6 protein-coding genes are annotated in these 13,024 nt (G+C 34.4%); 3 read left to right on the forward strand and 3 right to left on the reverse strand.

The features are described 5' to 3' along the window. Window positions 1-23: 23 nt before the first annotated feature. Entirely contained in the window at window positions 24-2,339 is a 2,316-nt protein-coding gene (locus B0A75_RS08260; protein WP_089053821.1) for a TonB-dependent receptor, read from the reverse strand. Between the two features lie 288 nt (window positions 2,340-2,627). Between B0A75_RS08260 and B0A75_RS08265 the strand changes: the two genes are divergently transcribed. Together B0A75_RS08265 and B0A75_RS08270 are read left to right on the forward strand one after the other, a co-directional pair. After that, window positions 2,628-4,997 carry a TonB-dependent receptor gene (locus B0A75_RS08265; protein ID WP_089053822.1) on the forward strand — a complete coding sequence of 790 codons (2,370 nt, stop codon included), beginning with the start codon at window positions 2,628-2,630 and terminating at the stop codon, window positions 4,995-4,997. Window positions 4,998-5,018: 21 nt separating this feature from the next. Further along, on the forward strand, window positions 5,019-6,233 hold the full coding sequence (locus B0A75_RS08270; protein ID WP_089053823.1) for a hypothetical protein: 1,215 nt from the start codon (window positions 5,019-5,021) through the stop codon (window positions 6,231-6,233). Between the two features lie 133 nt (window positions 6,234-6,366). Here the strand turns inward: B0A75_RS08270 and B0A75_RS08275 are convergent, their stop codons facing one another. Next, entirely contained in the window at window positions 6,367-6,564 is a 198-nt protein-coding gene (locus B0A75_RS08275) for a hypothetical protein (RefSeq protein WP_089053824.1), read from the reverse strand. 597 nt (window positions 6,565-7,161) lie between these two features. Here B0A75_RS08275 and B0A75_RS08280 point away from each other — a divergent pair. After that, the gene (locus B0A75_RS08280) at window positions 7,162-10,761 is read left to right on the forward strand and encodes a heparin lyase I family protein (RefSeq protein ID WP_089053825.1); all 3,600 of its coding nucleotides are present in this window, start codon (window positions 7,162-7,164) and stop codon (window positions 10,759-10,761) included. Between the two features lie 179 nt (window positions 10,762-10,940). On the opposite strand, the gene B0A75_RS08285 is transcribed toward B0A75_RS08280, so the two are convergent. Beyond that, window positions 10,941-12,947: a glycosyl hydrolase family 95 catalytic domain-containing protein gene (locus B0A75_RS08285; RefSeq protein WP_089053826.1), complete on the reverse strand. Its 2,007-nt coding sequence runs from the start codon at window positions 12,945-12,947 to the stop codon at window positions 10,941-10,943. Window positions 12,948-13,024: the final 77 nt, after the last annotated feature.

Genomic DNA, 13,024 nt, shown 5'->3' on the forward strand with positions numbered 1-13,024 from the left:
GAGAATGATTTCTTCTAAAAAATTTAAAATTTATAACGCAAATTTAAGCTGGTTGTCATACCATTCCCCATTACATAATCTGCATTTACAGCACGATACTGGCTCAAAGTCGAATAGTAGCTGTTGTTTAATAAATTTTCTATTCCTAAACTCATTGACCAATTTTTATTAAATGAATAATTTCCTGAAAAATTAACCACATTCACTGTTGAAATAGGTCCTTCGCTATTACTGTATCTTCCGTTGGTATTTGGTTCAAAACGATCTCGACAACCCGTATTTACCCAAGATAATTGTAAATACCAGTCAGAAGTAGGCTTATAAGTTATATACGCTGTTGCTTTAGGCGGAGCAATACGGGATCCATTTAAGTAAACAGTTCTTCCATCATCAAATTCTGCTTCTCCTTCAACGTACGAATAACTTCCTCCAAGATTCAATTTATCAGAAAATCTATAATCCAATGTTACTTCATATCCGCGAATTTTTTCAGGCTCACGTTGTGCAACCAAACGACCATCAACTTCAATTAAATTAGCACCTAATTTTGAAGTACTAATGTAATACGCTGCTGTTAAATTAAAATTGTAAAACTTACTTGAAAAACCAGCTTCATAATTATTAGTAATAATTGGATCTGTTTCTAAATTTGCTATAGTACTTTCCTCTGCGCTTCGTAAAATTCTGCCCAATTCATTTATCGCAAATGCCTGAGAAAAACTTACAAATGGATTAAAAATTTCATACTTATTAAAACGAAGACCAGCATTGAACATTGTAGCATTATATGGAATTTCACCTCCTTCTACAAAAATACTGCCCTGATTTCCTGGTCCAGAAGCTATTGTATTAAAATCCTTAACACGCACGGTTGCATTTTCATAACGCAATCCTCCTTTAAAAATTAAGTTTTCTAAAACATCAACTTTTAATTGTGCATAAGGGGCAATATTTAACATGTCCATTTTCGGGATATAAACACGCCCATCTACTAAATCCTGAAAAGTAACGTCATTTAACACGTCAATACCATATGTAATTTCAGACGGCATCGAAGCTATAGTGAAAGGTGTGTTTAAGTTTATACGGGTTCCAATTTTATTGGAATTAATCATGGTCTGCCCTGGCCCATACCAAGCTGTTCCTGACGCAACATAACGGTTCATGGATTGAAAAGAATTCAAATAAGCTGATACATCTAATTGTGTATTATTAAATAAATTATTTTTCGAAAAAGTAAACATGAAATTGTGATTGAACGGAGTTCCTGCATTTTCTCCAGGTTCTGTTCCTCTCACACCAATTGTAGGAGTCTGACCATATATACCGGTCTGGCTAATATATTTTGCGTTTTGAGTACTGCTGAAAAAATTGTAGACCACATTAAAACTAGTATGATCATCCATATCATATCCTAATTTCACAAAAGCATTAGACTGTGATGAATTTGACAAACCATCTGTTTGTCCGAGTGGTTTTCCATCAGCATCTCTTTGAAGTCCTGTGTAATCAAAAGCTCCTCCAATAACATAACTAAACTTGTTCTTCCTGCCATTAAAAAACTGTGAAACGCGATAGCCAAAAGTTTCTTTACTATGAAGGGGATTAAAAGTGGTTCCTACTGTTGTTATCCCTTGAAAACTGTCAACCAGCGGACTTTTTTTTGTAATATAATTAATGATACCTCCTCCAGAACCGTTGCCATAAATTGAGGTCGCTCCCTTAATAACCTCAATACGTTCAATTGCATTGGCGTCAACGACACGGATATCACGAGCACCATTCATCAAAGGTGTCGATTGCGGAATTCCATCAATTAAAACCAAAACTTGTCTTCCTCTTAAAGTCTGACCTGAGTTCGTTGCCTTATTTGTAGAGGTACCTAAACCTGGAACAACATTTCCTAAAATAGAAGATAAATTAGTATTAATACTGCTTTGCACCTGTATTTCTTTTTGGCTCATTATGGTTATTGAAGAAGGAACGGTAGCAATGTTTTCTTGCTTTCTACCAGCCGTAACAACAACTTCTTGCAGTTCATTATCACTTTTTAAGACAATCGAAATTACATTTTTCTCTTCCAAATTAGAAAGAACATACGAAAGCGGCTGATATTCAGGAACAGAAATTAAAACTGTATTATTTTGTATTTCATGAACTAAAATCGAGACTTCACCTGACTTATTTGTTGTTCCTATAATTTTACTACCTGAAGAAACTGAGGCACTTGCGATGGCACTTTTTGATTCATTTTCAACCTTCAATCGAAGTGATTGTGCATTTAAATTAACGGATAGAAAAACTAAAATAATTGAGAAAACGGAGAGCTTTAGATTCATTTTTAGGTATTCAAAAAAATATTACGAGGTTATTTTTATTTAGATTAATTCTTTACAAAAATAAACATTCTTAAGTATTACGCAAATAGTTAAAGCTTGTTAAGCATATGTTTCTCCATTTTATTCACTATCTCTAGCTCTTAATCCACATAAAACACAACAAATCAAAAAGTTAAACATCAATATAATTAAATTTTAATCTATTTCACTAATAAATAGATAATTTTAATATTTTTGCACTTTTTATTTATTCTAAATAAACATAATATATAATTATAAGTAAATTTCATGAAGCTCAAAATAGTATTGCTCTTTATTCTCTCGTCGACATTTTTAATAGCACAAAACAAAATCTCTGGTAAAGTAAATGATGAACAAGGAACCCCATTAGAGGGAGTTAACATTCAGCTTTTAGACACCAAAATAAATGTAAAAACAAATGCTGCTGGTTTTTATCAGATAGAAAATTTGGCAAATGGCAGGTACACAATTGAAGCTACTTCAGAAGGATACATTTCAAAAAAGCATACAATTGTTTTAGAAAATTCACCAAACACTTCAGTTACTATAACATTAGAAAAAGTTGATAAAACATCGAAAGATGCGGAGAAATTAAATGATGTAGTCGTAAAGGGTAAATCTGAAAAGCAAAAAAAAGAGCAGACAGCACAAGCCGTTTCTGTAATAGAAATGAAGGAAGCTAAGTTCAAAACTACAGATTTAGGAGAAGTGCTCGCACAAACACAAGGTATCAGTGTTAGACGCAGCGGCGGTCTTGGTTCCAGAACAAGTTTTTCGATGAATGGACTGACGGGAAATCAAATCCGATTTTTCTTAGAAGGCATTCCGTTGGAATATCATGGTTATACTTTCGGAATTTCAACAGTTCCAGTTAATTTAATTGATCGTGTAGATGTTTACAAAGGAGTCGTTCCTATTGAATTTGGTGCAGATGCTCTTGGTGGTGCTGTCAATTTAATTACACCAAAAATAAAACCTGGTTTCAGCGGCTCTTTTTCAGCTCAGGCGGGATCTTTTGGAACTTACAGAACATCACTAATACTTACTAATTACAATAAAAAGACTGGCTTTTTTATAAAAGGAAGTGGGTTTTATGATACTTCTGAAAACAACTATAAAGTAGATGTTGATGTAGCTGATAATGCTGGTAAGATAAAAAAAGTAACGGTCCCTAGATTTCATGATGCCTACAAAGGCTTTGGAATGCAGTTAATAACAGGTGTAAAAGACAGAATCTGGGCAAAAGAATTGAGTATCGAAGGATTTTATACAGATTACACTAAAGAAATTCAGCATAATCAATTAATGGTTGGAGTTCCCTACGGAGAAGTTATGACTTATCGAAAATCAGCTGGATCTGTCCTTACGTATCGCAATGACTTTAGTGAAAATTTTAAGCTCGATGTTATTTCAGGATATAATTACAGGGAACGCCAATTTACAGATGTATCTGATTTTGTTTACAATTGGTATGGCGAGCGTATTGAAGGTTCTGCAGGAAATGTGAGTGGAGAAATTTCAGAATCTACTGGTCCAAGTGATACTTATACTTGGAATAATGATGTTTTTTCACGTCTGAAAGCTTCATGGAAAATTAATAATAAATATGCTGTAAGTTTTACTTCGGCACCAACCTATTCGAAACAAACTGGAGACGACAGACTTATTAATGGTTATGATCCTGCCAGTGCTGTAAGAGAACTGTTTACATGGATCAATGGCGCGGATTTTAAAATAAATGCTTTTGATGAAAAATTAGAGAATCTTTTGTTTGTTAAAAATTACCTGCAGCAAGTTAATTCTGAAGAGAAAATACCTTCTAATAATTCGGTAATAAAAGAAAACAGAAATGCAAACTATTTTGGTTTTGGAAATGGATTTCGTTTTAAATTCAATGAACAATTTTCTACCAGACTAACGTATGAATACGCTACCCGTCTACCTCAGACAGATGAATTGTTCGGAGACGGTCAATTTATACAAGGCAATATGAATTTAAAACCTGAACGCAGTCATAACGTCAATTTCGAACTTTTTTTCAAGTCTAAAGCAAACTATGAAACGAGCAGCTGGCAAGTTCAAACCAATGTTTTTTTAAGAAAGATAGATAATCAAATTCTATTTGTTCCAAGTATAGATCGTAATAATATTTATCAGAATGTATTTGCAGCTACTTCTAAAGGAATTGAAGTTTCAGGCAGCTGGACATCTAAAAATGGGAACCTTTCGTTTCATGCAAACAGTACGTACCAACACTTTTATAATGACTCAAACGAAGGAATATTTGCAGCTTATAAAGGAGACAGAGTACCTAATCAACCTTATTTTTTTGCTAACGGAGGCGCGAATTATTCTTTTAACAACATCATTGGCAAATCAGATAAATTATCTCTTTTTCTTGATGCGCGATATGTATATGAGTTTTTTAGAAGCTGGGAAAGTGCTTCAACAAATCCATTTGTTATCCCAAGTCAGCAAATTTTTGATTTTGGAACGACCTATCACAATAGCTTAAATGGACTTAAATATGCCGTAACAGCGGAAATACAAAATTTAAGTAATGAAAAAAATTATGATTTTTTTGGCGTGCAAAAACCAGGAAGATCATTTAATATCAAATTAGTAACTCAATTTTAATTAAATATATAAGCAACAAGTATGAAAACAAATCGATTTTTTATAAAACATGCTGCATTAGCACTAATGTCTTTGACATTTGCATTAACATCATGCAGCTCGGATGAATCTAAAAAAGATGAAGGTCAAGGTAATAACCCTGCCGTTATTGCATCAGTTCGTGTAAATACCCCTGGAGGAAGGGTTTTCTATTTAGGAGCATACGATAAATTTCCTTCAACTCTTGATTATAAAACAATGACAGAGATTGGTCCAGGTGCTACAATTTACTCTTATGGTGAACATCCATATGTTTGGAATGGTACAGCTTCAACTTTAACCAAATACAATGTAAGTAATGATATGAAAATTTCTGCTTCAGATGCATTAAGTCTTACAGGTACAGGTGTCAGCGGTACTTTTGGACCTCCCGCTTTTGTATCTGAAACAGAAGCTTATTTTTTCGCCTTAAATGATGGAAAAATTATCAAGTTCAATCCAACAACAATGAGTATAACAGAAACTATAGCTGTTACTCCATTACCACTAAGTAATGATGCTGCTGTTAAAACATCTACTTACATGAGTTATGTTACTTCTGCAAAAAAAATCATTTTACCAGTGGCCGCAACTCCTACTGATTTTAATAAGTTTCCACAATACGCTCAAATTGCAGTTTTCGATATCGCATCAAAAGCGGTTACTTATGTTAAGGACACACGTATGTCAATGGGATATGATACGTTTGCTAAAGGAAATGATGGTACTTTGTACTACAGACCTTCTCGTGCTACATCACTTTCATTAGATTACAGTACTGTAAAAGGTGCTCCTCCAGCTGGTGGAATGTTAAAGGTAAATCCTAACGGAACATTTGATCCTAACTTTTTTGTAGACTTAAAAGCTCCTTTAAATGCACATTCAGTAAATGTAGTAACTTATGTTCACGGAGATAAAGCCCTTGCGCAATATCTAGACAATACATTTACTCCTCCAGCAAAGCCTGCTGACTGGTATAATGCTCCAACAAAGTTTGCACTTGTAGATTTAAAAACATTAAAAGTTGAACCTTTTACTTCTTTTGAAAAATATGGCACCGTTTATACTGTTGGTACAATTGATGGTGTAGAATATTATGGTAATATTACTGCTCCTGATGGTAAATTCAGCCTTTTAAAACAAAAAGGAGCTGCTGATTTTGAAGCAGTTTCTGAAGCGCTTGGCGGTAGTGTAATATTTGTTGGGAAATTAAGATAATCATTACTGGAATTTCATTTTTTAGGATATAAATATTCTTCTAATTTTGAAATTTAAGTATTTGATTATTCCCAATAAAAAAAGCCTGTAAACTTATTGTTTACAGGCTTTTTTTATTAAAAGATTAAATTAACTACTTAGTACATTCAATTTTAACACCTTTTTTGTCATAACATTCTGTTGGCTTTCCGTTGAACTTTTTGGTGAGCTCAAAATACTCTTTTGAATAATTATATTGTTTATAATCAGGCACAATAATTTCTTTTGTAAGTACAGCTCCTTTGCCATTAATTATACTGTATTTATTGTCGGCACCATTTTTATTTAACAAAAAGTAATAATCTGCATTTCTTATTGGCCCGCAGCCTTTTACTTTTTCATATAAAAAAGTGTGTGTTATACCATTGTAAACGTCGCAAAGTGTTTTATTATCATCTGTTTTCTTTGTAATTAAAAGCAGACTGCTGTGGTTTCAAATGCAAATCCTACTGATTAAAAAATGCCATTAAAGAATATTCACAACCGTGAAATTCTGTTCCTGCAATTTGCTAAAAATGAACATTTGTACAAAATCAAAACATTTATAGCTGAATTTGAAATACCATTTTCATCATCAAGTTTAACTTAGCCTTATAAAAGTGCTCATCAAAACTAAATATTGCTGTAAACTATTATGCCATAAAAAAGTACTTCTAATCCTTTTTTACTGCTTAAACATAATAAAAATTTGTTCTTAAAAAAGTGTTGAAAATATTTACAGTGTTTGGAAATAAAAAAAATTAAACTAAAAAAACATAACTCTGCCAAAATAAAAAAAATGAACATTAATACGCATCCACTTTAAAAACCACAAGCTTTTTTTTAATTGGCTTATACAATCCAATTAAAAAATTGCTGCTTTACTAACTCAACCAAAAACCGTTTAATTATGAAAAAAAGTTTACTTGCTTTACTTTGTGTCTTTTCTTTATTAGAAGCAAAAGCTCAAGATTCTAGTTGGGTATATAACTTTGGGGTTACCGCCTCAGAGCCATATACATCTACAACTTATAGTTCTACCTATTTACCCGCACCAATGGCTGGCGGCGGCAATGCCAGTGTAAAAGCTTCATCGGCTGCTGAAGGCGCTGTTGAACTCACCACTTCTAATTTTGCAGGAGGTACAGGAGCCGAACTTAAAATAAATGGCGGCACTACTGTAACGGGTGCTAAATTTGCTCTGGCTCCTTTTACAGCTTCTAATGCCGCTGCTTTTGAATGCAAAATCAATATCAGCTCAGGAACTAATGGCAGGTTCTTATTGTATTTTGGCAATGGCAGTAATTTTAATAATAGCAGCGGAATAAGTTTACCGCAAACATTTGCTGCTTTGAGATTATCTCCCGCTGCAACTACTGTCAACCTCGATTGGCTCTCTTCGGCTGCAAGTCCAAATTATACAACAACCGGGCTTTCTCAGACAACAATTAACAAAAACCAAGTTTATATTCTGAAGTTTTTTATGAATAACAGTAATAGCACTGCATCATACGTAACTGGAAGCGGTGCAAACATGGTAACTCATAACCTTCTGGCGGGTACTTATGATATTTGGATTGATACTATAAAAGTACTTACTAATGCAGATCCTGGAACAGGTTTACTTCCGCAGGGAACTAACATCAGCGGAATGAATTTACTGAATGTGGGCGCAGGATCATCGGCTCCTATATTGTATATTGATGATATCAGTTATTCTAATTTTTTAACAGCTGCACCTCCAACACCTCCTGCAACGATTACAAATACGCTTGTTAATGTTGATTACGAAAGCGGTACAGTAAACTCTGGTATTCCAAATTTAACGACAACGCATGCCACCGCTGCTGACGCAGAATACTTAGTAAGCCCTGGTCGTACCGGCAATTATGCTATTGCTCACCGCGTAACAATAGGAGACGAAGGGTATTTTTCTGATAACCATTGGCGCAGCGAAGCAGCTACTGCTCAAATGTTTGCTGATGGAAAATACTACCCTGGAGATGAACGTCGTTTTGAAGTTAGTCTGCAGCTGAAAGATTGGGAACCTTATACATCGGGTATGGCTCAAAGCGGGGATATTATTTTTCAAGGCAAACAAAGTGGAGGCGAAAACCCTGCTTGGTATCTAAGTGCGAAACGTAATAGTATTACTTTCCGTATACCCAATGATAATATTGAGCCATCTATTATAGGTGATTTTCGTCCATACATCAATCAGTGGATCGATTTTAGAATTGACGCAAAAATGACAACTGATGCAACTGGATATTATAAGGTTTATTACAGGTTACCAGGTCAAACTGATTATACTTTGGCTTGGCAGGTGAGTAATTTTAGAACTTTCAATCAGGATGTTCCCGAGACTAACCCTTCTGGATATTTGAAATGGGGATTATACCGCCCTGGGCAGTCTATTACTACTGACCCACCTAATGTAGCAACACGTATTATTTATCATGATGATATAAAGATTTTTGAACTTAATAATAACAGTGCACCAATACAAATTTGGGGTAATACTTTTACCAGTACTCCCGTTGACTTTACCTCGCCTATTACCACAGGAAATGCAACAAATCCAAATATCGCCAGCAATGGAAATGCAATACCTAATTTTTATTATGGCACTAGTGGCGGACTTAATACTGCAGGTCAAATTGGTGGTCGTGTTTTATTAAACGGATGGACTAATAAAACAACTGCTTCTGATCCTGCTACCGCTCTTAATCTTAATCAATATTTTGAGTTTAAGCTGCAGCCTAATAATGGCTATAAAATAGATTTTTCTAACCTTAAATTTACAGCGAGAAAAGGAAATGCAGCTGATCCAAGTACATATGTTATGAGATCCAGCGCAGATGGTTTTACTAGTGACATCACGGCACCTCAAACTTTTACTGGAACTGCTGCTACATTACTAACCTATGACTTAAGTCCTTTATCTAATATAAAAAGCCCAATCACGTTTCGTTTATACTGGTACGGCTCTAACAAAACTTCTGGAAATCCTCTAGTTGGCATTGATGATTTTTCGTTCAACGGTCAAGTTAAACCAACATTTTATGTTCCTGCAAAGTCCGATATTATGACGAGTACAAATACAGGCGTATCCACATATACTGTTCAAGCGAATGAATTTGATATAACAGCATTGAACAACTGCAATACTATTACTTATAACTATTTACTTACTGGTGCAACTTCAGCCGCTGGCAGCGGTTCATTAGCAAATAAAGTTTTTAATAAAGGGAATACGACTGTTACTTGGACAGCGACCGATGGATGCAACAGTAGTTCAACCTCTTTTATAATTACGGTTAATGATACAGAAAAACCAATCTTTGCTGTACCAGTTGCAATAACAGTGAGCAATGATGAAAATCAATGTGGTGCGGCATTAGTATTAACGCAGCCAATGGTTACTGATAATTGTTCTGTTGCAAGTATTACTAATAATGCGCCGACATTTTTTCCTCACGGTACAACAACTGTAGTTTGGACCGCTGTTGATGAAAGCGGCAATACAGCTGTGACTACACAAACTGTTACTGTAATTGATACAAAAGCTCCAACAGTAAATTCAATTGCTACTATTGCTCTTTGCTATGAGTCAAACGGTAACTACACTATTCCATCAGCAACAGCATCTGATAATTGCACTATTAATACGGTTACTTACAAAATTACAGGTGCAACTACAAGAAACGGAAGCGGATTGGATGCCAGCGGAAACTTTAACGTAGGAACATCTCATATAATATGGACAGTTACTGATAACGCAGGAAATAGCAGTGCAAATACGACAACTGTAACTATTAACAGTGCACTCTCTGCGAATATTCCTGATGTTTATGCTGTAAATCCAGGAGGAAATGCTAATACAATTTATTTAGGATATGGTTCTTCTTCATTAACATTGACTGCTGCAGCTTCAAACGGAACAGCGCCTTTTACTTATTCATGGAGTAATGGAGCAACAACAAATAGTATTTCAATAAGTCCTTCGACAGCAGGAATTCACGACTACAGTTTAACTATTACTGACGCACTAGCCTGCCAAGTCACTATAACAAAACAAATAACAGTAACTGATGTTCGTTGTGCTGACAAAAAAGTAACAGTATGCCATACCAATAATAAAAGTCTTTGTATTTCAACTAATGCTGTTGCGGCTCATTTAGCACATGGCTGTTCTCTTGGTTCATGCGAAAACACTTCTACTTTAAGTACTTCTTCTTTTAAAATTGCAGAACAGCAAATCGATGATTTTATAGTTAGCGGATCTCCAAATCCAACAAAAACCGAATTCCAAATAAACATCACGGGTGGAGACGACAAGCAAAACATTGTTATTAATGTTTTTGATCTTTTAGGAAGAAAAATAGATACTATAAAATCAAGTTACGCATCAGCCGTAGCATTAAGAAGTAATCTAAGTCCGGGAACATATCTCGTAGAAATACGCAATGGAAATAATGCTAAAACAATTAAACTTGTAAAACAATAAGTTAAGGTCTAAATCGTAAACTTTATAAAAAGAAAGTCATTCGATTAAATTAAGAAAGGGATAATAGATGTACTAATTTAATACATCCGTTATCCCTTTCTTCTTCCAAAAAACAAAAACAAAACTAAATCTCGATGCCGCTAAATCAAAGAAAATTGCGACACCGATCTTAATCTTACTTATTTTATTATGATCGTTTTATTCTCAGTTCCAATACCAATTATTTTTAAAGATTTCCATTTTTCAGGAAGTAAGCCTTTGTTGAATTTCAATCCATTATCCGTTTGTTCAACACCTCCAAAACCGTAAATAACAGCTTGCAGCATTGCTCCTGCTCCGGTAGCAAAATACGGATTGTTACTATTAGCCGATTCTGAGAATACTCCAAATGGCGGACGACTGTTAGGTAAATACGATTTTACAAAATACTCATAAGCTTTTTTTCTATCTCCTAAACGTGAATACAGAACGGAGAACACACCAAAAGTCATTGCCGGCCCGTCTTTTAAATCAACTTTTGCTGCGTAGTAATCTAAATCTGCTTTAATTTGTTTTTCATCATTTACAACATGCAGTGGATAGGCTAACAAATTCACATCAGCCTGTTTTGTCGCTTGACCTTTGTATCCTTTATAATTTTGAGTAATTCCGTTTTCATTATGAATTTTTAGTTTGTTTGAAATTTCAATCCACTTTGGACTAATCGGCTCATTTAATATTTCAGCAGCTTTTATGGTATTTTTTAATGATTCAATCGCAGCTCCATTTGTAAAAGCATTATCATCAACATTTAAAGCATATTCATCAGCTCCAACCACATTCAAAATCGAATAACTATCATCTGTATTTTTTACAACTCTGCTAACCCAAAAATCAGCGGTTTCTTTTATTACATTCCATTCTTCACGTAACCATTTTTTATCTTGAGTCAAGGCATAATAATTCCAAAAAGCAATAGAAACATCTGCTGTAATATGTTGTTCAAAAATACCCATTGAAGCGCTTGTTGGTGTAGCTTCTTCTCCAGTATCATCAGACTCCCAAGGATACATTGCGCCTTTATAACCATAAATAAATGCTTTCAGTTTTGCTTTCTGCAATCGATCAGATCTGTAGTCTAAACACGATTTTGCCAATTCTGGCTGTAATGCTAAAAGCGATGGGTACATCCAAAGTTCTGTGTCCCAAAAAATATGTCCGTTGTATCCTTGAGATGACAATCCCATAGGCGAAATACTTTGTCTGCTTCCTTCGCGAATAAAAGAATATAAATTATATAAGGCAAATCTAACTCTTTGCTGCGCATCTAAATCGCCTTCTATTTGAATATCTCCTGTCTCCCATAAATCAGCCCATGCCTTTTTATGTTTATCGAGTAAATTATCTATCCCTTCTGAAAAAGCGTAGATAGCTTGGCGTTCTGCCTCATTTACCGGATCTAAAATATCTTTAGAATTACAAATTCCTCCTGCAATTACAAAACGATATTTTTTTCCTTTTTGTATTTTTTTCAAAAAACCTGCTTCTGATCCTTTTTGTGACACTACTTCTGCGTTGCCATCAAAAAGAAAAGTAGTAGAAGCTGAAACCGTCCATTTACCAGTATTTGTCTGCGCAACAGTTCTAAAAAGAGGTATTCCATAGTTCTTTTTCTTCATCACTCTAAACTCGCTTTTGACTGTCTTCATTTCTTCTGGAACATTCATATAGTTTGATGCACTTATTTCAATATCACGCATCGGAACAATCTCAACAACTGCCATTGCTGAATAAGGCAATACACGATTAGCCAAAATGGTATACTTAATTTGGGCTAAATCTTTAAATTGAAACGAAGTGGTACTTGTTCCTTCTTTCATAGAAACTTGTTGATTCCAGTGATCAATATTAGTACCATCGACCATTTGGTTATCAATTGATAAGTGCAGATTTAAAAACTCAATTCCTCTTACCACTTTACTAATTCCGTTTTTAGGATTAGGCTCGTAAACGCCGTTTAGGATAATTTCTTTTGTTTTTAGAGGGGTATCATCTGTAACAATTCCGATCTTACCATTTGCCATAGCAACTCCAAAATAATTTTCCCTTGAATTTGCAGTCAAGTTCCATTCGTCTCCTTTTGTCTGTGCAAAAGCAGCAAAATTCACCAATAATAATACCGTCAAAAATTTTATATTCAAATTCATATTCTTGATTTTTAATTTATAGTTAACCTAGTTCATTAAATGTAACTCAATAATTACTTCTATTTAAGTTTCAGATC

It is taken from the genome of Flavobacterium oncorhynchi (genome assembly GCF_002217355.1).
GTDB classification, from domain to species: Bacteria; Bacteroidota; Bacteroidia; order Flavobacteriales; family Flavobacteriaceae; genus Flavobacterium; species Flavobacterium oncorhynchi.